At 42.1% G+C, this 21529-nt stretch carries 20 protein-coding genes and 1 tRNA gene; 7 read left to right on the plus strand and 14 right to left on the minus strand.

Features of this window, described 5'->3' with window-relative positions:
- Positions 1-23: 23 nt before the first annotated feature.
- Positions 24-1406 (minus strand): N-acetylglucosamine-specific PTS transporter subunit IIBC, encoded by a 1383-nt coding sequence (nagE, locus tag ACCB35_RS17930; RefSeq protein ID WP_374054725.1) that lies wholly within the window; start codon positions 1404-1406, stop codon positions 24-26.
- Between the two features lie 232 nt (positions 1407-1638).
- On the opposite strand from nagE, the gene nagA reads away from it, so the two are divergent.
- The 3 genes from nagA to ACCB35_RS17945 all read left to right on the plus strand — a co-directional run bounded on the left by nagA (position 1639) and on the right by ACCB35_RS17945 (position 3825).
- Positions 1639-2847, plus strand: a complete 1209-nt coding sequence (gene nagA, locus ACCB35_RS17935) for an N-acetylglucosamine-6-phosphate deacetylase (protein WP_374054726.1) — start codon at positions 1639-1641, stop codon at positions 2845-2847.
- Positions 2834-3583 (plus strand): glucosamine-6-phosphate deaminase, encoded by a 750-nt coding sequence (nagB, locus tag ACCB35_RS17940; protein ID WP_374054727.1) that lies wholly within the window; start codon positions 2834-2836, stop codon positions 3581-3583. The genes nagA and nagB overlap by 14 nt, the downstream gene beginning before the upstream one ends.
- 169 nt (positions 3584-3752) lie before the next feature.
- A tRNA-Ala gene (locus tag ACCB35_RS17945) sits at positions 3753-3825 on the plus strand.
- Positions 3826-3905: 80 nt separating this feature from the next.
- Here ACCB35_RS17945 and ACCB35_RS17950 read toward each other — a convergent pair.
- Entirely contained in the window at positions 3906-4601 is a 696-nt protein-coding gene (locus tag ACCB35_RS17950) for a glycoside hydrolase family 16 protein (protein WP_374054728.1), read from the minus strand.
- Positions 4602-4711: 110 nt separating this feature from the next.
- Complete coding sequence (locus ACCB35_RS17955) at positions 4712-4996, minus strand: hypothetical protein (protein WP_374054729.1); 285 nt, start codon at positions 4994-4996, stop codon at positions 4712-4714.
- 194 nt (positions 4997-5190) lie between these two features.
- Between ACCB35_RS17955 and ACCB35_RS17960 the strand changes: the two genes are divergently transcribed.
- Positions 5191-5742 (plus strand): GNAT family N-acetyltransferase, encoded by a 552-nt coding sequence (locus ACCB35_RS17960; protein WP_374054730.1) that lies wholly within the window; start codon positions 5191-5193, stop codon positions 5740-5742.
- 52 nt (positions 5743-5794) lie between these two features.
- Positions 5795-6787 (plus strand): TrkA family potassium uptake protein, encoded by a 993-nt coding sequence (locus ACCB35_RS17965; RefSeq protein WP_044338094.1) that lies wholly within the window; start codon positions 5795-5797, stop codon positions 6785-6787.
- Here the strand turns inward: ACCB35_RS17965 and ACCB35_RS17970 are convergent.
- From ACCB35_RS17970 to ACCB35_RS17980, 3 genes are all read right to left on the minus strand, one after another.
- Positions 6780-7187 (minus strand): YugN-like family protein, encoded by a 408-nt coding sequence (locus ACCB35_RS17970; protein WP_044338095.1) that lies wholly within the window; start codon positions 7185-7187, stop codon positions 6780-6782. The two genes, ACCB35_RS17965 and ACCB35_RS17970, sit on opposite strands and share 8 nt — an antisense overlap.
- A gap of 93 nt (positions 7188-7280) precedes the next feature.
- On the minus strand, positions 7281-8630 hold the full coding sequence (locus tag ACCB35_RS17975) for a glucose-6-phosphate isomerase (protein ID WP_374054731.1): 1350 nt from the start codon (positions 8628-8630) through the stop codon (positions 7281-7283).
- Between the two features lie 207 nt (positions 8631-8837).
- Complete coding sequence (locus ACCB35_RS17980) at positions 8838-10001, minus strand: iron-containing alcohol dehydrogenase (RefSeq protein WP_374054732.1); 1164 nt, start codon at positions 9999-10001, stop codon at positions 8838-8840.
- Between the two features lie 200 nt (positions 10002-10201).
- Here ACCB35_RS17980 and ACCB35_RS17985 point away from each other — a divergent pair, with 200 nt between their 5' ends.
- A complete protein-coding gene (locus ACCB35_RS17985) occupies positions 10202-10435 on the plus strand; it encodes a DUF378 domain-containing protein (RefSeq protein ID WP_044338099.1) in 234 nt (77 codons plus the stop codon).
- Positions 10436-10491: 56 nt separating this feature from the next.
- Here ACCB35_RS17985 and ACCB35_RS17990 read toward each other — a convergent pair whose 3' ends face one another.
- From ACCB35_RS17990 to ACCB35_RS18000, 3 genes are all read right to left on the minus strand, one after another.
- Positions 10492-11880, minus strand: a complete 1389-nt coding sequence (locus ACCB35_RS17990) for an aldehyde dehydrogenase (RefSeq protein WP_374057067.1) — start codon at positions 11878-11880, stop codon at positions 10492-10494.
- 225 nt (positions 11881-12105) lie between these two features.
- Positions 12106-13350 carry a Glu/Leu/Phe/Val dehydrogenase gene (locus ACCB35_RS17995; protein WP_148970825.1) on the minus strand — a complete coding sequence of 415 codons (1245 nt, stop codon included), beginning with the start codon at positions 13348-13350 and terminating at the stop codon, positions 12106-12108.
- Positions 13351-13514: 164 nt separating this feature from the next.
- Positions 13515-14708: an ornithine--oxo-acid transaminase gene (locus tag ACCB35_RS18000; RefSeq protein ID WP_044338101.1), complete on the minus strand. Its 1194-nt coding sequence runs from the start codon at positions 14706-14708 to the stop codon at positions 13515-13517.
- 298 nt (positions 14709-15006) lie between these two features.
- Here ACCB35_RS18000 and ACCB35_RS18005 point away from each other — a divergent pair, with 298 nt between their 5' ends.
- Complete coding sequence (locus ACCB35_RS18005) at positions 15007-16389, plus strand: sigma-54 interaction domain-containing protein (RefSeq protein WP_374054733.1); 1383 nt, start codon at positions 15007-15009, stop codon at positions 16387-16389.
- Positions 16390-16577: 188 nt separating this feature from the next.
- On the opposite strand, the gene ACCB35_RS18010 is transcribed toward ACCB35_RS18005, so the two are convergent.
- From ACCB35_RS18010 to yugI, 5 genes are all read right to left on the minus strand, one after another.
- Positions 16578-18038, minus strand: a complete 1461-nt coding sequence (locus ACCB35_RS18010; RefSeq protein ID WP_374054734.1) for a catalase — start codon at positions 18036-18038, stop codon at positions 16578-16580.
- A 245-nt stretch (positions 18039-18283) separates the two neighbouring features.
- Complete coding sequence (locus tag ACCB35_RS18015; RefSeq protein ID WP_044338104.1) at positions 18284-18616, minus strand: DUF779 domain-containing protein; 333 nt, start codon at positions 18614-18616, stop codon at positions 18284-18286.
- A gap of 1 nt (position 18617) precedes the next feature.
- Positions 18618-20138, minus strand: coding sequence for an aldehyde dehydrogenase (gene adh, locus ACCB35_RS18020; RefSeq protein ID WP_374054735.1), 1521 nt, complete (start codon positions 20136-20138; stop codon positions 18618-18620).
- A gap of 180 nt (positions 20139-20318) precedes the next feature.
- Positions 20319-20930, minus strand: coding sequence for an MEDS domain-containing protein (locus tag ACCB35_RS18025; RefSeq protein WP_374054736.1), 612 nt, complete (start codon positions 20928-20930; stop codon positions 20319-20321).
- 101 nt (positions 20931-21031) lie between these two features.
- A complete protein-coding gene (gene yugI / locus ACCB35_RS18030) occupies positions 21032-21448 on the minus strand; it encodes a S1 domain-containing post-transcriptional regulator GSP13 (RefSeq protein WP_044338107.1) in 417 nt (138 codons plus the stop codon).
- Positions 21449-21529: the final 81 nt, after the last annotated feature.

Raw genomic sequence — 21529 nt, forward strand, 5'->3', positions numbered from 1 at the left:
ACAAGCCAGACTGCCCTCTCAATTTATTTTAACTTTTTCAGCTCGTCCGCGACAAACTCTACATCCGTTCCTACAATGACTTGAAGGTTTTTATTATTCACCTTCATCACACCCTTCGCCCCATGAGCTTTCAACGCTTTTTCGTCTACTAGTGTGACATCATTGATTTCGAGACGTAATCGTGTGGCGCAGTTATCCACAATAGCCAGGTTTTCTTTTCCACCCAGATCTTGCAGAAAATGCGAGGCCATTATTTCATATTTACTATTTCCGCCTGTGTTTTCATCTGCTACGACCACATCTTCATCATCTTCACGCCCTGGAGTCTTCAAATTGAACTTCTTGATCAAGAAAGTGAATACGAGGAAGTAGATGATTCCGTAAAGAATGCCTACCCCCAATAATAACCAAGGTTTTTGACCGATATTGAAATTTAAGATGTAATCAAAGGCACCTGCTGAGAAACCGAAGCCATGATGAATGCCCAGTACGTATGTGATGACCATTGAACTGGCTGTTAATACTGCATGAATTCCATAAAGAACAGGAGATAAGAACATGAAACTGAACTCAATCGGCTCTGTGATCCCCGTTAAGAATGAAGTAACGGCTAATCCGATTAACATTCCCGATACATTTGCACGCAGATGTTTTTTTGCCGTCACAATCATTGCCAGACAAGCTGCCGGAAGACCGAACATCATGATAGGGAAGAATCCGGTTTGGAACGTCCCGGCTGTTGGATCCTTCGCAAAGAAACGTGGTATATCCCCTTTCACGATTTCTCCTGCTGCATCTTTAAATGTTCCAAATTCAAACCATACAAGTGTATTCAACACGTGATGCAATCCAACCGGGATCAAGAGTCGATTCAACAGGCCAAACACACCGACTCCCGTTGCTCCGGCACCGATGATCCATTCGCCGATGGAATTGATCCCGCTTTGAATTGGCGGCCAGACAATTCCAAATATCCCTGCGAGTGCAACCATGGACGCAGCGGTTATGATTGGAACGAAACGTCTGCCTCCGAAGAATCCCAGCCAAGCCGGAAGTTTAATATCATTGAAACGGTTATATAATAAACCTGCCACGACCCCGGAGATGATCCCCCCGAAAATCGCCATATTTGAATCCGGATCAAGGGCCTTTAACCCGCCCGTTAATACCAGATAACCAATGGCACCCGCCAGACCAGCTGTACCATTTCCATCTTTCGAAAATCCGATTGCTACCCCGATGGCAAAGATTAAAGCTAAATTTTTAAATATGGCATCTCCTGCTTCAGACATGAACGCGATCCCTAATAGATCATCCTGACCCAAGCGCAGCAATAGTGCAGCTGCAGGTAGGACCGCGATTGGAAGCATGAGCGATTTACCGATTCGTTGTAAGAAACCTAACATACTATTCTCTCCTTTTGTTTCAAGTGAAAGCGTTTAAGCAAAACACATCATATCATTAAAAAGGAATAGATGTCTATACCAATTTAAAGAAAAAGATTAGTAATATAATACGTTTATAAAGTTCCATAAAAATCTGAATTGATAAATATCTATCGTCATCCCCTAACTGGTATAGACAACTATACTTTCTGGTGGTATTGTAGAATTGTAAAGTACTCAAGGAGTGATTTCATTGACCTCAAATACAGAAAAACTACTTATTATGGATGGCAACATCTATGCAGAAGATACAATTTATGAAAAAGGGTTTATCAAAATAGAGAATGGTGTGATCACCGGAATGGGTGATCGCTCCCAGTTAACCGATTCAGAAGAGTATAAAGTGATTTCTCTTCCCCACGGGTATAGTGTTGTCCCAGGAATGATAGATATTCATATTCATGGGGTAAATGGCGCAGACACAATGGATGCTAAGCGAGAAGCCCTTGATACGATGACCGGGACACTTCCGAAAGAAGGAACCACGAGCTTCCTTGCAACAACCATGACAGAAGGATCCGATGCAATTGAAAAAGCACTGAAGGCAACCGCAGACTATATGTCAAAGCATCAAAGAGATGGTCAGGCAGAAATTCTCGGCATCCATTTAGAAGGACCGTTCATCAATCCGGACAAAGCAGGGGCACAGCCTCTCAATCGAATCCAAAAACCAAGTGTCGACACATTCAAGCACTGGCAGGCCCTATCTCAAAACCATATAAAATTAGTCACTCTCGCTCCAGAGCTTGACGATGACTACGAATTGATCCGTTATTTAAAAGGGAATGGGATTGTTGCTTCAGTGGGCCATTCCGGTGCAACCTTCGATCAGGTCGGGGAAGCCATCGATGCCGGCTTATCCCATGTGACTCACTTGTTTAATCAAATGTCTGGCCTTCATCATCGTGAGCCCGGGATTGTCGGAGCCTCCTTCTTACGACAGGAATTAATGGTGGAATTGATTTCAGACGGAATTCACGTTCGACCAGAAGTGATTCAATTAGCATTCAATCAGATTACAGATGAGCGCTTAATCCTCATCACTGACTCCATGAGAGCCAAATGCTTGAAGAATGGTCAATATGACCTTGGCGGACAGATGGTGACAGTTAAGGACGGCAAGGCTTTATTGGATGAGGACACATTAGCGGGAAGCGTCCTGAAAATGAAAGATGCTTTTACAAACATTCAAACATTCACAACAAGTGATATGAGAAGTGCTGTTAAAATGACTGCTGAAAATCCGGCAAAACAATTAAATGTGTTCGATAGAAAAGGAAGCCTCACTCCCCTGAAAGATGCAGATATCGTCATATTAGACGAAAACAACGACGTATACACAACCATTTGTAAAGGTAAAATAGCCTATATTCGAGAGGATGATACTCATGAAACTAATTGAAGTGAAAGACTACCAGGAAATGAGTCAAGTCGCTGCAGACTATCTATTATCCAAGGTGAAAAAAACTAAAAACGTCACACTGGGTTTAGCCACAGGCGGAACACCACAAGGGCTTTACGAGGTATTGATTCATGATCATCGACAAAACGGAACGTCTTATCAACATGTATCTTCCTTCAACCTTGACGAATACATCGGACTATCCGGTAAACACCCTAACAGCTACTATCATTACATGAATGAAAACCTATTTAAACACATTGATATAGACTCAGATAACACCCATATCCCTTCAGGAAAAGCAGCAGACCCCGAAAAAGAATGCGAAGCGTATGATGAAAAAATCCGCGCCCACGGGGGGATCGACCTTCAAATACTGGGGATCGGAAGCAACGGACATATCGGGTTTAACGAACCAGGGACATCGTTTGAATCCAACACTCATATTGTCGAGCTTACCGAGTCTACACGTGAGGCTAATGCCCGTTACTTTGATTCAATCGATGACGTTCCCACACACGCCATTACCATGGGTATCTCATCGATCATGAAGAGTAAAGAAATTCTTTTACTAGTTTCAGGCGAGGCCAAACAAGAGGCGATGATAAAGTTAGTAGAAGGCAAAATCTCAGAGGACTTTCCTGCTTCTATTCTGAATCACCATGACCATGTAACGGTGATCGCCGATGAAGAAGCCCTGGCACTGGTGAAAGGATTAGAGTTGTCGAATAGATGAAAGGATGAAGATATGGAGTGATTAAGTTTGGTCCATGTCTCAAGAGCGGCGAACAATGGTTCGTCGCTTTTATTATTATTGGGATATTTCTAAATTAAAACGAAGAATATTATAAAAAAGGATTGACGAACAGTATGAATATTTCTTATAATAAATCTTGACCGATCACGGGGCATTAGCTCAGCTGGGAGAGCGTTTGGCTGGCAGCCAAAAGGTCAGCGGTTCGATCCCGCTATGCTCCATACCAAAAAAAGATGGGGAAATCCTGTATAAAGGATTTCCCCATCTTTTTTAGTAATAGCTTTGATCTCAAACTATACCATTAGGTAGCAAATGGTATAAACTCAAACTTAGTTATCACGATTTCCGCTTCCTTTTGATTCAACGGAGCCCTTCCCCCAAATAACCATAAGTTGATATCTACTTTTTCGTTTTTGGTATTGGGGATATCTCCTCCTCTATATGTCCATTCCTTGATTCGATACCATTCTATTGGACTTGGTAGTTTTGAATAGTGTCCATGCAGGGAAAGAAATTTAATGGATGATGGAGTCCATAAAAAACTATGGGTCGAATAGTTTCCACTTAGGGACGTTTGAAATTGAATCATATTTCCCGCCTTTGTATAGGGCTGAACCACGTATTGTGAATTTGGTCCTTTTGGATATCCCCATTTTGCAAATTCAATGTCAATTTCCCGATAATGATTCGCAGCAGCATCCGCAGAAGTACCATCATATGTGAATAATCCCAGCGTAATATTTGGATCCAATAAATCGGGTCGGCCATCCACAAAAAAACGGTACGTTCCATAACCGAGGGTCTTCGTGTTATATACTTCAGCACAGTACCACTTATTGTTTCGTTTTGTTATTTTCAAATGCAATCTTCCTCTATTGTCTACCCATACATTTTCGCTGCTACCTGAAAAAAAATTCGGTCCCGGACCCCATTTGTTAGTAGAAGAATCTTTCACATTCCAAGTATAGCCACTCCATTTAATTGTTCTATTATTCAATACTATTCCTCCGATATATTAATATTTTTAATATATCGTATGTACTAGCTTTCACAATGACTGTCAGTTTGTCCATATACTAGAGTAACTTTATATTACGCCTCTACTTGCTATTCATTCATCATTGCACTACCAAAAAAACCCTTCTTCAATTCCTCATCTTCTACAAACAAATGCACCGCAAAAAACTGTTCTATAATCCCGTTGGAGGAGTCCAATATCGTCTCAAAGGATGTCTTAATAATACGTGCTTCCATAAAACAAGAACCCTCATGTTCAGTTGAAAATTTCATAATGGTCCCTGCCTCCTTCATCAGAAGGAGTGGAGAGATATCATCAAATTTTTGTTTATGAAACACGTACGGAAGTCCTTCTACACAAAAATGTACGTCCATCTGTTTATCCCCTTATACATTTTAATTTTAATAACCATCTTTTACCCACTGTAAATATGTGCAAAACCTCACAAAAAACGCTGACTCCCCCTAACGAAATCAGCAAATCATGAAGAAATGTAGAAGTGCCTATGAAACATCACTCAACCGGACACTTCCATGGTATACTTTCATGTACAAAGGGGTTGAAAATAATGGAAAAATATCCAATATTAGAAACAGAAACATTAACACTAAGGCAACTCACAATGAAAGATGTTGATTTTCTTTATGAGCTATACACGTCTGAGGATGTTCTCCGCTATTTCGGCATGAGTCCGATCGAATCGAAAGAAGTGGCTGTCAGTATGGTGGAAAACTACGAAAAGCACCTTGAAACAGGCGGACCAATGCGCTGGGCGATTGTGGAGAAGACCTCTGACAACATAATCGGTACATGCGGATTCCACGCCATTTCCAAAGCCTATAAACGCTGCGAAATAGGCTATGATTTGAGTCCCGGACATTGGGGTAAGGGCATCATGGTTGAGGCACTCTTCCCGTTACTCAGCTACCTATTTAAAGATAAAGGAATGAATCGTGTCGGGGCAGTGATCGTCCCATTCAATAAAGCTTCTTCAAGAGTGGTTGAAAAGCTTGGTTTCAAGCAAGAAGGGTTACTCAGAGAGTATATTCTTCAAGATGACCATAGATATGATGCGCATATGTACAGTTTGTTGAAGAAAGAATGGCTTTCCGAGTTTTAGAAGAACCTGAATAGGCAATAATGGTCAGTGCAGATGAAAAGGAGCTGGTAGAATGGTACAGCAGATGTTTCAGGGGTTTTTGCGCTGGCCTTTAGTTGTTAGGATATTTATGATTGCGATTACGCTCATGCTCTCGTTTGGAACGATTATTCATTTCATCGAACCCGATACCTTCCCTTCCCTATTCGACGGGATTTGGTGGGCGATTATTACGACTTCCACTGTGGGATATGGTGATTTTGTTCCCTCATCGTTTGAAGGCAGACTGATTGGCATCATTCTTATCTTGGTAGGTGCGGGTTTTCTTTCTACTTATTTTGTCATGCTCGCAGCAGAAACGGTCATGACACAAAATGCTTATCTGGAAGGCAGAGCAACGTTCAAGGGGAAAGATCATGTTGTGATCGTAGGGTGGAATGAGCGCACGCGGGAAGTGATCAACCAATTAACTTCCCTGCAGTCCCGATGCGATATCATTTTGGTCGATGAAACCCTCCAAAAGAATCCATATAATAATAACCACATCCATTTTGTGAGGGGAACCCCATTTAGAGATGCTATTTTGAAAAAAGTAAATCTCCATGAAGCATCGATCGCCATCATCACCGCTGATCAAAATAAAGATGAGATAACGGCGGACATGAATTCTGTCTTGACTCTTCTTGCCATTAAAGGGAATCACCCTGATTTATATACAGTAGTGGAAATTCTCCAGAAGGATCAAGTAGCGAATGCCAAGCGGGCAGGGGCCGATGAAGTGATTCAAACGAATATGCAAACAAGCTATGTGATGATGAACAGTATCATTTCTCAAGGGATGTCCAAGACCATCTTAAAATTATTGAATCATTTAAAAGGAAACAATCTAAAGCTGATACCTGTTTCAGAAGAACACATCAATGAAAGCTTCCATTCTTTAAGTGCAAATCTTTTAAAGGGCAATGTCATCCTTTTAGGCATAAAAAAAGGAGAAATCACGACTGTGAATCCTCCTTTGACGACTATGATTGAAGAAACGGATGAACTTCTTGTGATCTCTAACTAGAGAAAAGAACGTTCTCCAGCTCTTTTACAAGTTCTTTTCCGACTTCAATGTATTCTTCCGGGAAGCTTGCATCAGGATCTTGTGGTTCTGAAAATTGATTGACAGAGCCTGAAAAGGTTCCTGTGGATGCGTAGTCGTCCAAGCCACGCTGGTATTTATGAGAAAGAAGAAACGGTTTCCCAAATTCAACCGTGGCCCCCCTTGAATCCAATTGCCCATCAACAGACGTAAATGGTACTCTCAAATACTGGTAGCCCACTTCGTCATCAATTTTATAATCGAAATAGCCGTGATCATAATCCCAATTTCCGCCTATTGAATACCCAAGCGGCTTTAATAGCTGTTCAAGTTTATACAGTTGGTAATGCTGTCCTTCAATGCTAGATGAAAGCTCAATCACATCGATCCATCCCCTTTCTTTTAGGGATAGTTTCTCCTAAAGCGAAAGAAAAATGTAAAAAGAGCACTGAGATTTCCCTCAGTGCTCTTTTCCTTATTTAAGACGTTTTTCAAGTTCGGCTTTCTTCTCTTCAAAGCCTGGTTTTCCAAGAAGGGCAAACATATTCACTTTGTATGCTTCCACCCCCGGCTGATCGAATGGATTCACACCAAGCAGGTATCCACTCATCGCACATGCTTTCTCGAAGAAGTACACCAGGTAACCAAAGGTGTAGGCATCCATTGCAGGAATTTCCACGATCAGGTTTGGCACTCCACCATCTGTATGTGCAAGCAATGTCCCTTCAAACGCTTTGTTGTTTACAAAGTCCACTGTTTCACCGGCTAAGTAATTCAAGCCGTCCAGATCACTGTCAGCTTTCTCGATTTTAAGCTCATGACGAGGCTCCGAAACCTTGATGACTGTTTCAAAAATGTCACGTCGTCCTTCTTGAACGTATTGTCCAAGAGAATGAAGATCTGTCGAGAAGTTCGCAGAAGAAGGATAAATGCCTTTTTGGTCTTTTCCTTCACTTTCACCGAACAGCTGCTTCCACCATTCAGCAAAGTATTGTAAACCCGGCTCGTAGTTAATGAGCATTTCGATTGTCTTGCCTTTGTTGTATAAGGCGTTACGAACCGCAGCATATTGGTAAGCAGCGTTTTCAGTCAGCTCGGATTTACCAAAATCTTCCCGGGCCTGTGCAGCACCATTCATCATTGTCTCAATTTCCACTCCGCTGACGGCAATCGGAAGTAATCCCACTGCTGTCAGGACAGAATAGCGTCCTCCAATATCATCTGGAACGACGAATGTTTCATAACCTTCGTCTGTCGCCAGCGTCTTCAGTGCACCCTTCGATTTATCCGTAGTGGCATAAATACGTTTACGTGCTTCTTCCACTCCGTATTTTTCTTCAAGCATATTGCGGAAGATACGGAAGGCTAGGGCCGGTTCAGTCGTCGTACCGGACTTTGAAATCACATTGATGGAGAAGTCCTTTCCATCAAGAAGATCCATTAAGTCTCTCATGTATGTGGAACTGATGTTTTGTCCAACGAATAACACTTGAGGTGTGGAACGCTTATCTTTCGGAAGAGCGTTATAAAAGCTGTGGTTCAGCATCTCAATCGCCGCACGCGCTCCCAGGTAAGATCCACCGATACCGATCACAAGAAGAATGTCGGAATCATTCTTGATTTTCGCCGCGGATTTCTGAATGCGTGAAAATTCTTCTTTGTCGTAATCCACTGGAAGGTCGATCCAACCCAGGAAGTCACTCCCGGCACCTGTTTGTTCATGAAGTGAATGATGGGCCACCTTAACCGCATCACTTAAATATGTAAGTTCGTGTTCTCCAAAAAACGATAACGCTTTTGAATAATCAAAACGAATGTGTGTCATAACCATCCTCCGATTAAAATATTTTCTTCTATCTCACTTTATCGAAAGCTGACCCGAGAATCAAGAAAGCTCCCTTTATGTAAGCGTGTGCATAACAAACTTTTTTCAACAACCATTCTCACCAGCTTATAATTCCCTAATTATGGTTCAGTAACCCCATAAAAAAGAGGGACGGACCTTCAAAAGGTCCGTCCCTCCCAGGATTGATTAAAGAGAGGCTCTCAGAATCGCAAGAACGTCGTCTTTGTTCAGTTTATTGAAGTTACCGAATTCGCCGTTGATCATGGCTTTGTCTGCCATCAGGTCGAGCTGACTGTCGTCGATATCATAGTCTGCCAATCGGGACGGGGCACCAATGCTCGTCCAGAATTCACGAAGCTTTTCGATTCCTTCCAGTGCCACTTCCTCCTCTGACTTTCCGGCAGGGTCGACATTGAATACTCGTTCTGCCAGTTGAGCGAATCGTGCAGGATTCACTTTCAGGTTATGCTTCATCCAGTTAGGGAATAGAATCGCGAGTCCACCTGCATGGGGGATGTCGTATACGGCTGACACGGCATGTTCAATGTTATGGCTTGCCCAGTCACCGTTGTAACCCATTTGCAGCATTCCATTAAGTGCAATTGTTCCGGAGTACAGAATTGTCTCACGAAGCTCGTAGTTTTCAAGATCATTGATCAACTTCGGAGCTGTTTCGATAACCGTAGTCAGAACAGACTCACACATACGGTCTTGAAGTGGTGTGTTTGTTGCATTATTGAAATACTGTTCAAACACGTGACTCATCATATCAACCATACCGTAGATTGTATGATCTTTCGGTACTGTGAACGTATTTTCCGGATCCAGGATAGAGAATTGCGGGAACGTCACAGGACTGCCCCAGCCATATTTCTCATTCGTTTCCCAATTTGTGATAACAGATCCAGCATTCATTTCAGAACCTGTCGCAGCAAGAGTCAGGACTGTGCCGAATGGAAGAGCTTCTTTCGCAAAAGCTTTCTTCGTTACAAGATCCCAGGCATCTCCATCATATTTTGCACCTGCAGCAATTGCTTTTGTACAGTCGATGACACTTCCGCCACCAACAGCTAAAATAAACTCAATATCATTTTCTTTACTTATTTCTACCCCTCGTCTAACTGTGGAAAGACGGGGATTGGGCTCTACTCCGGAAAGCTCGAATACTTCGCTGTCGATATCTTTCAATACAGACATAACCTGATCGTATAAGCCATTACGCTTTATGCTTCCTCCACCATATACTACAAGAACTTTTTTACCGTATTGAGGTACCAATTCTTTCAGTTGTTCAACTTGCCCTTTTCCAAAAATCAATTTGGTTGGATTGTAAAAAGTAAAGTCATTCATTTGTTGTTACCTCCTTGTATTCTTTAAGGGTCAAATCATTTCGTTACCCAAAATATTTTCAACACATTTCCTATTATCGAATATATCATCCCCAAAATGCAAAGAACTTGCACATGGAAATTTTGCTACGCTTGATTTGAATAGGAATTGGGGACATGGGAAACGTTATAAATGATTCATTCAATAAGGAGGAAAACATCATGAGTGCAATTCAACGCATTGCTTTAGTTCTTACCATCATTGGTGCTGTGAACTGGGGACTTATCGGCTTCTTTCAATTCGATCTTGTTGCAGCAATCTTTGGTGGTCAAGATGCCGCTCTATCCCGTATCATTTACGGCTTAGTTGGTATTGCTGGTCTCATTAACCTTGGACTGTTATTCAAACCAACGGAAGAGCTTGAGAGAGAACCTCATACTGAGCCGACGCGCTAAAAACGGGATCTCCCGTACAATTTAAAAAAGGTGACCCATTCTCTGGGTCGCCTTTCTTATTTCAGTAACTTCTTAATAATCTGCATACCAAATCTTCCACTTGGATAACGGAAGCTTAAGTCAAATTTCGTCGTCTGCTTCAAGATGCTTTTATAATGTGAGAAGGTCGAGAAGCTTGATTCTCCGTGGTAATTTCCAATTCCACTCTCCCCTACTCCTCCGAAAGGAAGATATGGTGTAACGATGTGCATGAGTGTATCATTCACACAACCGCCACCGTAGGAAATCGATCCGTTAATTCGCTCTTCTGTGATTGGATTGTTGGTGAACAAATAAAGTGCCAGGGGTTTTGGTCGCTCAGTCACAAATTCAATGACATCGTCAAGATCCTCATATTCAATGACCGGGAAAATCGGTCCGAATATTTCATCCTGCATCACCGGTACTGAAAAGTCTCTGGGCTCCATTAAGGTCGGTTCGATTTTTAAACTGGAGGGATCAATGTTCCCCCCTAAAAGGATTTCACCATCTTCCAAATAGCTTGTTATACGGTTGAAATGACGTTCGTTGACGACCCGCCCGAACTTATCACTTTTAAGCGGTTCTGTTCCATAAAATTCAATAACCGTTTTCTTAAATTCAGTGATGAATTCATCTTTCTTGCTTTTATGAATAAAAAGGTAATCAGGTGCAATACACGTTTGCCCGGCATTTGTCACTTTACCAAAGGCGATACGTTTGGCAGCCAGAGGGATATCCGCCGTTTCATCCACTATACAAGGACTTTTCCCACCAAGTTCAAGAGTGACAGGTATCAATTGTTTTGCCGCTGCTTCCATCACCACTTTTCCAACTGGAACGCTTCCGGTAAAGAAAATATAATCAAATGGCTGTTTTAGGAGATGCTGCGTCGTTTCCACTCCACCTTCAATCACGAAAAGCTGTCTTGGGTCAAAATGAGTATTGATCATTTCCGCTAATAATACCGATGTAGCAGGAGTTAATTCTGATGGTTTAATGATGGCTGTATTCCCTGCTGCTATCGCTCCAATGACAGGTGCCAGGGCAAGCTGAATCGGATAATTCCAAGGAGCAATGATCAATGTGACCCCATAAGGCTCCGGGACCGTGTAAGCTTTCGAGCCAATATGGGTCTTTGCTGTTTTCACCTTTTTGGGCTCTGCCCATTCGTCGATATGCTTTAGTACGAATCGGATTTCTTCAAGCAGGATACCTATTTCCGTCGCATACGTTTCCATCTCAGATTTATTTAAATCCAATTTTAATGCATTTATGATTTCTGCTTCATGATTTTTAATGACGGCCGAGAATTTCTCTAACAAGTCTTTTCTATATTGAATTGGCCGGGTAACCCCTGACTTAAAAAATTGCTTATGCTGTTGAAGTGTTGATTCAACTTTTTCAAGAGAAGCTTCCTCTATCATCATTTCAGTTGACACATGGATCCCTCCAAATCATTAATGTTTAATAGTTTAAACATAAGAACGTTTTTATCGTACGACGATTTCTGTTTATTGTCAATTTCAATGATTTTACCCAGAATCGATGCTCTCTAATCATTTCGATACAAAAGAGAAATTTCCTTTCCAAACCGAAAAAAGAACGTATCCCCAATAAATTGAGGATACGTTCTTTATTTTATGCGATCGTTACACCCAACCTCTGAATCTTGAGGCTTCAGCCATTTTGCGTGCGCCGACCATGTATGCGGCTAGTCGCATATTCACTCGACGATTCTGAGATGTTTCGTATACATTGTTGAAAGCTTCGACAAGTTTAGCATGAAGCTTCTCGTTTACTTCTTCTTCCGTCCAATAGTACCCTTGGTTGTTCTGAACCCATTCAAAGTATGAAACCGTTACTCCGCCCGCACTTGCAAGTACGTCGGGTACAAGCAGTATTCCTCTTTCAGAAAGAATTCGAGTTGCTTCAAAGGTTGTCGGACCGTTTGCAGCTTCGACCACAATGGATGCTTTAATATCATAGACATTCTCTTCAGTGATTTGGTTTGAAATCGCTGCAGGAACAAGGATGTCACACTCGAGCTCCAATAATTCCTTATTCGAAATCGTGTTTTCAAATAGAGTCGTTACTGTACCGAAGCTATCGCGACGATCCAATAGATAATCAATATCCAAACCTGCCGGATCATGTAGGGCACCATGGGCATCAGAAATGGCGATGACCTTCGCACCCGCATCGTGCATGAACTTCGCCAAGAAACTTCCGGCGTTTCCAAAACCTTGGATCACGACGCGTGCACCTTTGATGTCAATGCCACGTTTCTTTGCAGCTTGGTCAATACAGATTGTAACACCTTGAGCTGTAGCCTTTTCACGACCTTGCGAACCGCCAAGAACAATCGGTTTCCCTGTGATGAATCCTGGTGAATCATTTTCACGAAGACGGCTGTATTCATCCATCATCCAAGCCATGATCTGAGAGTTTGTGTACACATCAGGTGCCGGAATATCCTTTGTAGGGCCGACAATCTGACTGATGGCACGAACATAACCGCGGCTTAGCTTTTCAAGTTCAGTGAAAGACATCGTTCTTGGATCACAGATGATCCCGCCTTTTCCTCCACCGTATGGTAAATCAACAATTCCGCATTTCAAGCTCATCCACATGGATAAAGCCTTTACTTCCTCTTCATCCACTTCAGGATGGAAACGTACCCCGCCCTTGGTAGGCCCGACTGCGTCGTTATGTTGTGCACGGTAGCCAGTGAATACTTTGATACTGCCATCGTCCATTCGCACCGGGATACGAACGGTCAACATACGAATCGGCTCTTTCAGAAGTTCATACATTTCTTCCGTATATCCTAGCTTAGATAAAGCATCATTGATGACATGCTGTGTAGAAGTAAACAGATTAAGGTTTTCTCCCATTGTAAACATTCGCCTCTTTATTATGTGATCTGAAACGTTGTAATTGTAACATATTACCGTATCTTAAACCATTGACTTGGAAAAGAAATAATTTTTATTTTCACGCCTTATTACGCTCAGTTCAAGAAAAAATCTTCTTGGTGAATCTTGAACCACCACGGGCATTAAGATAATACTTTTTTGATTCTTTCGATTGCCCAATCCAGGTCTTCTTGTGAGATGACAAGTGGTGGGGCAAAACGAATGACAGTATCATGCGTTTCTTTACAAAGCAGTCCTTCTTCTTTCAGCTGTTCACAGTATTTACGGGCTGGTTCGTTAAGTTCCACTCCAATAAATAAACCACTACCACGAACTTCCTTAATCATAGGATTATCTATCTCGCGAAGTTTACTCATAAAGTATTCTCCCATTTGAAGAGAACGCTCTGCCAGATTCTCATCGATCAGTACATCCAGTGATGCAACGGAAACCGCACATGCCATTGGATTTCCTCCAAAAGTAGAACCATGGGATCCTGGGTTGAATACACCTAATACTTCTTCATTCGCCACAACACATGAAATTGGGAATACCCCTCCTCCAAGTGCTTTTCCAAGGATGTACATATCAGGGTCAACATCTTCCCACTCGCAAGCAAACATTTTTCCGGAGCGGGCTAGACCTGCCTGAATTTCATCTGCAATGAATAGGACGTTGTTTTCTTTACATAATTCATATGCCGCTTTCATGAAGCCTTTAGGAGGGAATACGATCCCTGCTTCTCCTTGGATAGGTTCGATCAGGAAAGCTGCTGTATTTGGGGTAATGGCAGATTTCAATGCTTCCAAGTCACCGTAAGGAATCAAGTTGATTCCCGGAAGCATCGGACCGAAGCCACGCTTGTATTCTTCTTCTGAAGAAAGGGAAACAGCTGTCATCGTTCTTCCGTGGAAGTTACCGTTACATGCGATGATTTCTGCACTGTTTTCGGCTACACCCTTCACATCATATGCCCAGCGGCGAGCTGTCTTGATCGCTGTCTCCACTGCTTCAGCACCAGTGTTCATTGGAAGGGCCATGTCTTTACCCGTCATCTTACAAATCTTCTCATACCAAGGAGCCAATTGATCGTTGTGGAATGCACGTGAAGTCAATGTCACACGATCCGCTTGATCTTTTAACGCCTGGATGATCTTTGGATGACGATGTCCCTGGTTTACAGCTGAATAGGCGCTAAGCATATCCATGTACTTATTCCCTTCAGGATCCTTTACCCATACACCCTCTGCTTCTGAAATAACGATTGGTAGGGGATGATAGTTTTTCGCACCATACTTTTCCGTTTGTTCAATAATCGAATGAGTACTTACTGTCATGAAAGTTCCTCCTTGCTTAAAAGCATTTTATTTTTAAAGCCATATGACAAGGCTAGTTAACAGATATGCAAAAAAAATTTGCATTTAGAAAACCCTTACACTTATAATAATGCAAAAGATAGTTGCATTTTTCAAGAGTTTTTTAAAAATTTTTTATAATTCCGCTCTTTTTGCCGATTCAATTCCTTAAGAGTGTTAAATTCAGCAACGGACGGATGGAAAATTTGCGCAAAATAATGTTTTATTGACGATACATTTTGCAGTAAGACCTATTGAAAAAGAAGAGGAGAGAGACAGCATGCTGGAATCCGAAAAACGTTTGTATATGTACGAAAAAGTGGCTGAACATCTCGAATCAGGCGTTCATGTCATCGATTCTACTGGAAGAACCATCATCTACAATCGTAAAATGAGAGAAATAGAAGGGATGGAAATTGAAGACGTCCTTGATAAAAATTTGCTTGATGTTTTCCAATTTCATTCTGAAGAAGAAAGCACCCTTCTTAAAGTTTTGAACACAAAGGAACCAACCCTCAATGTGAAGCAAACTTATTTTAATATAAACGGAATCGAAATCACGACGATGAACGACACCTTCCCGATCTTTCACGATGGTGTCTTGATAGGGGCGATTGAAATTGCCCGTGACATAACGAAGCTTGAAAAGGTTATGAGAGATCATATACAGAAGCGTCCGAGCAGTTTGTTTACCTTTGACAGCATCATCGGTAAGCATCACCGCCTGCAGGACGCCGTGGAAACCGGGAAGCGGGCGACGAGGACGCCTTCCCCTGTGTTGATATGTGGGGAAATCGGTACCGGGAAGGAGCTTTTTGCACAAAGCATCCACAACGACAGCGCCCGTGCCAATGGGCCTTTCATCACCCAGAATTGCTCATCATTACGTGATGATATGCTTGAAGAAATCCTATTTCACGATGAGGTAAAAGACAGCAATCCGGAAGATCACCGTCCCTCCCTCTTCCAACAAGCACAGGGAGGCACACTGCTACTGGACGAGATTAACTCATTAACCCCTTCCCTTCAAGAGAAACTGCTAAACTTCTTTTCACGAGGGACGGACCTTCCATACGATGTGCGGGTGATGGCGACTGTGAACGAGGATCCCATCGACGCCATCGCAGAAGGACGGTTATTAAAGGACCTTTATTACAGGCTGAGCATTGTTTCAATCTTCATCCCCTCTCTTCGTTCGAGGAAAGAAGATTTACCGGAGATTGTGAATTACTTCATTGATCGGTTCAACCACCATTTCGCCATGAGTATTAAGGGGGTTTCGAATGAAGTAAGTGAAATCTTCCAGCAGTATGACTGGCCTGGCAATGTGAGGGAGCTCGAGCATGTCATTGAGGGAGCCTTTAATCTTGTTGGCTTTGAAGAGGAGATTGGTTTCAACCACCTTCCATTCGGATTCAGGCAGAGGATTCATCATATGGCGACTGGAGAAGAAAGTCAGGATGAATCGGAGTTCCTCTACCAATCCGGAACCGAAATCAAGCCATTGGAAATTTTCATGGAAGAAGCGGAAACCTATTATATTCAAAAAGCGTTGAAATACCATGACTTTAATATCACTAAAACGGCGAAGTCCCTTGGGATGAGCAGGCAGAATCTGCAGTATCGGATACGGAAGTACGGGATTGAGCGGAATGCATTTTGATGTTGGTTTAGGGCCACTTTCTTTTTTTTGGGGAGTGGCTTTTTTGGTGGGGTGGAGATGTGGTAAGGGGGCGGTTGGTGTGTTGCGAAATTTGTCGTATCGCTTAATTCTCCCCAACTATAGAAAAAGAGCACCAGCCCCTTCATCAGCACAACTTCACCGATAAAAAGTCCAGTACTCATCCCTTTTTATTTCACATGCTGCAAATAAGGTGTCAGATCCACCCCGATACTCTTCGCCAATTCCTTTCCAAGCCCTTCATCCGCCCGGAAGAAATTACACACTGCGCGCAGGGCAATCCTTTCGTTGATTCCTGATAATTCACTTGAAATATTTTTCACGACTTGCTTCTTCACTTCTTCGGGGTAGCTTCTGTAAATGCGACCGGCCTGACCAAAATTGTCCGTTTTCTGGATTTTCTGCCTTCCCCTTTCTCCTGTCACCGGCTGTTGAACCTCTGTATACCCCGCCACTTCTTTCGGCGTATCATCAAAGCTGTTCGGCTCATAATTTACAGGGCTCATTTGCTGCTTGAATGTCATATGTCCGTCCCTTTGGTTATTCGCCACTTGAGCAAATGGGCAGTTGATCGGGAGCTGCATGTAGTTAGCACCGATCCGGTAACGCTGTGTATCTGAATAGGAAAATAGTCTTCCTTGCAGTAACTTATCTTCGGAAGGAAGCATTCCATTCACCAGCACTCCAGGATTGAAGCCCACTGATTCCGTTTCCGCAAAGATATTTTCTGGATTTTTATTTAAGATCATCGTACCCACAAAATGAGATGGGATGTCATCCTCCGACCAGTCCTTCGTAGCATCAAGCGGATCGAAATCAAAGGAATCCATATCCATTGGGTCGAGAACCTGAACATACAGATCCCATTCCGGAAAATCTCCTTTTTCAATTGATTCATATAGGTCACGACTTGCATGGTTAAAATCTTCCCCTTGAATCTTAGCCGCATTTTCAACTGTTAGATTCTGGGTGCCTTGTTTAGGCTTCCAACGAAGCTTTACATACACTGTATTGCCAGCTGCATTCACCCATTTATACGCATGAACACTGGATCCGCGCATTTGCCTATAGTTCGCAGGAATCCCTTCATCTGTGTAGAGATGGAGCAGCATATTCGTTGATTCCGGGGTCAGGGACATAAAATCCCAATATCTCTCAGGTTCTTGGATATTCGTTTGGGGATTCGGCTTTAAAGAATGAACCATATCAGGGAATTTCATGGCATCACGGATAAAGAAGACAGGAAGGTTATTCCCCACAAAATCCCAGTTTCCTTCTTCTGTATAAAATTTCACGGCAAATCCACGGGGATCACGCAGTGTCTCCGGTGAATGCTGGCCATGGACGACGGTGGAAAAACGGGCAAATACAGGTGTTTCTTTTCCAGCTTCTTGAAAAAGTGCGGCTTTTGTATATTTTTTCATGCTGTTTTTTGTAATGAAAACACCATGCGCTCCTGCTCCTCTGGCGTGAACGACTCTTTCAGGAACTCGTTCACGATCGAAATGAGCAAGTTTCTCAATTAGTTGATAATCTTCAAGCAGCGCAGGTCCTCTTTCTCCAGCTGTAATTGAGTTCTGGTTATCGCCGATCGGGGCACCTTGATTCGTTGTTAGTTTTCTTTTATCCACTTCAGACACTCCTTTAGATTATAATAATTATTAAGTAATTATAGTTTTATTTTAACTATTTGAGAATGAAAGTCAATTACAAATTAAAATTATTTTAAATTAGTAATCATTAAAATTAGCGAATTGACCATCTGATAGTCACTCAATCAATCTTTCTCAAGGTAATAAAAAAGAGACAACCTATAAAAAAGTTGTCTCTAAAAATTATTATTGAGAGTAGAAGGGTAGAACCATAATATTTACATTTATGCCTTGATCAGTTTGGAATCCGTGATGAAGCGGACGCCTTCCGTTGATTCCAACGAGAACACTCCTCCCCTTCCTTCCCTTACATCCAATATGATCCGGAAGTGTTTCCAGTACTCATATTGCTGTTCGTTCATATAAAAAGGACAGTCAGCTACAGTACCTACCAATACATCACTGTCACCGATGATCAGATCATCTTGACTTAAACACATAGGAGAACTGCCATCACAACATCCTCCAGACTGATGAAAGAGAAGAGCCCCATGCTTGCTCTTTAAGGTTTCAATCAGCTGGAGGGCTTGTTCAGTTGCCTCTAGTCGCTGTTCCATTTTAGAAGAATCCTAACGCTTTAGGACTATAGCTGACTAGTAAATTCTTCGTTTGTTGATAGTGTGATAGCATCATTTTATGATTCTCACGACCGATACCGGACATTTTGTATCCACCGAATGCCGCATGAGCCGGGTATTGGTGATAACAGTTAGTCCATACGCGTCCTGCTTGAACCTCTCTGCCGAAACGGTAAGCCGTGTTCATGTCACGCGTCCATACACCTGCTCCAAGTCCATAAAGAGTATCATTGGCGATTTCAAGAGCTTCTTCTTTCGTTTTGAACGTTGTAACGGAAACGACTGGCCCAAAGATCTCTTCCTGGAAAATACGCATTTTGTTGTTGCCTTTGAAGACTGTAGGTTTCACATAGAAACCTGCTTCCTGATCTCCATCCAGCGTATTTTGCTCACCACCGATGAGTAATTCCGCTCCTTCTTCTTTCCCAATTTCAATATAAGATAGAATCTTATCCAATTGTTCTTGTGAGGCTTGGGCACCCAGCATTGTATCTGAATCCAGCGGGTTCCCCTGTTTGATTTGTTTCACGCGTTCAATCGCACGCTCCATGAACTTATCGTAAATCGATTCCTGGATTAGCGCTCTTGAAGGACATGTACACACTTCTCCTTGATTCAGTGCAAACATGACGAAACCTTCGACTGCTTTATCAAGGAAATCATCATCCTGATCCATTACATCTTCAAAGAAGATATTAGGTGATTTACCACCAAGCTCCAACGTGACAGGGATAATGTTCTGAGAAGCATATTGCATGATCAGGCGACCTGTAGTCGTTTCACCAGTGAAGGCTACCTTACCGACACGCTTGCTTTGCGCAAGAGGTTTTCCCGCTTCCACTCCAAATCCTTGAACCACATTCAGTACACCTTTAGGCAGCAAATCTTCAATCAGTTCAATCAAAACCATGATCGAAGCCGGTGTCTGCTCAGCAGGCTTCAAGACTACACAGTTACCCGCAGCAAGTGCAGGGGCAATCTTCCATACACCCATCAGAATCGGGAAGTTCCAAGGGATGATCTGGGCAACAACCCCGATCGGCTCATGAAAATGATATGAGACCGTATCATTATCGATCTCACCAAGAGACCCTTCCTGTCCTCTGATACATCCGGCGAAATAACGGAAGTGGTCAATCGCAAGTGGTAGGTCAGCAGCTAATGTTTCACGAACCGGCTTACCATTATCCCATGTTTCGGCTACAGCAAGCATTTCTAAATTTTCTTCCATTCGATCAGCGATTTTATTTAAGATAATGGATCTTTCCGTAGCAGAGGTTTTACCCCATGCGTCTTTCGCTGCATGTGCTGCATCCAATGCCTTTTCTACATCCTCTTTGTTTGAACGGGCAATTTTCGTGAAAACCTTCCCCGTGACAGGTGATACATTTTCAAAATATTCGCCACTTGCCGGGGGCACATATTCTCCACCAATAAAGTTTTCATACTGGCCTTTAAATTGTACCAATGAACCTTCAGTATTCGGATTATTATAAAGCATCTAAGATCCTCCTGTATTTATGTATTTTTAAATTAAAGCGCTTTCATTTTTCATTATATGCCATTAAGGAGGTACGGACAAGTATATTGTTACAAAATTCTATATTTTTCGATAAATCCCTTTCGAATTGGAGGATAGGTATACCCACACAAAAAAGACGATAACCCATAATCATTGGGTTTATCGTCTTAGTTTTAATTCTCGCCCTGAATTGTACACTTTTGACACCATAATATCATCATCCTTCATAATGTGAGGATGGCTTTTTTTCAGGGCTTCCTCCAGATGCTCAGGCATTCTCTCAGCCTCATACGCACAAACGAGGGTCAGATTATGTTCATGAACGACTCTATCCGTCTCTGTTTCGAACCATTCTATGATTGAAGAAGGATTGTCAAGTGTACCCCATTCCACATTTGTCCACGAACGAAAAGAAAGACCGTTCTCTAAAAATGGAGTAATGGATTTCGTTAGTTGTTCATAAATGGCTGGAGGGTGGTAGCTTCCACTCGATTGATAAAAATCAAAGTTACTGATAACTTTAATTTTCTTTAATTGGTCGTCCGTTAATTGATTGTTTAACTGTTTTAGCAATACATTCAGGTTCCTCTCGTTCTCAATAAGAACAATCGATTCTCCCTTTTCGATTCCCTCGAGCACATACGCAATGACATTTTCTAGATATCGGTTTCGATCATGATAAGAATAGAGGATGTGAGTACATTGATTTTCATTTAATAGTTTCCCTATTTTTTCTTTCAATTCATCCCGCCTTTCAACTAGTTTTTCCAATTATAATATAAATTCTCTAAGATAGAGTACAATTCCTCTTTTCCAAAAAAGATAAACAAAAAGACCGCCTTAAAAGAAAGGCAGTCTTCTTAAAAATAGTATTATTTTTTGATTAGATCTTCACGTTCTGATTGCTCGATCCACTCTTCAAGTTTGTCTTTAAGAGTGTTAAAGCCAGCTGGTGTTGTTTCTTCGTTTGCTTGCTTTACACTTCCTTGACCTTGACGGCGAGGTTTTTTTGCTGCTGCAGGTTTTGCTTGTGGTGCTGCAGGAGCTTCTTCTGTAGCACGGATAGAAAGGCTGATTTTACCAGCTGCTTCGTCCACTGATAATACTTTAACCTTTACTTCGTCGCCTACTGAAAGGTGCTCGCTTACGTCTTTAACAAAGCCGTGAGTGATTTCAGAGATATGAACTAATCCCTGAGTTTCTTCGTCAAGTGCAACGAATGCACCGTATGGTTGAATGCCTGTAACTTTACCTGTTACAACAGTTCCTGTTTCGAATTTTGTAGTCATGGTAACACTCCTAGTATATATATTATTTTTCGTCTTTACACGCAATTGTAGATTATATCATAGAATCCGTGATTCGGCAAA

Source organism: Rossellomorea sp. FM04394 (assembly GCF_041889765.1).
Taxonomy (GTDB): domain Bacteria; phylum Bacillota; class Bacilli; order Bacillales; family Bacillaceae_B; genus Rossellomorea; species Rossellomorea aquimaris_B.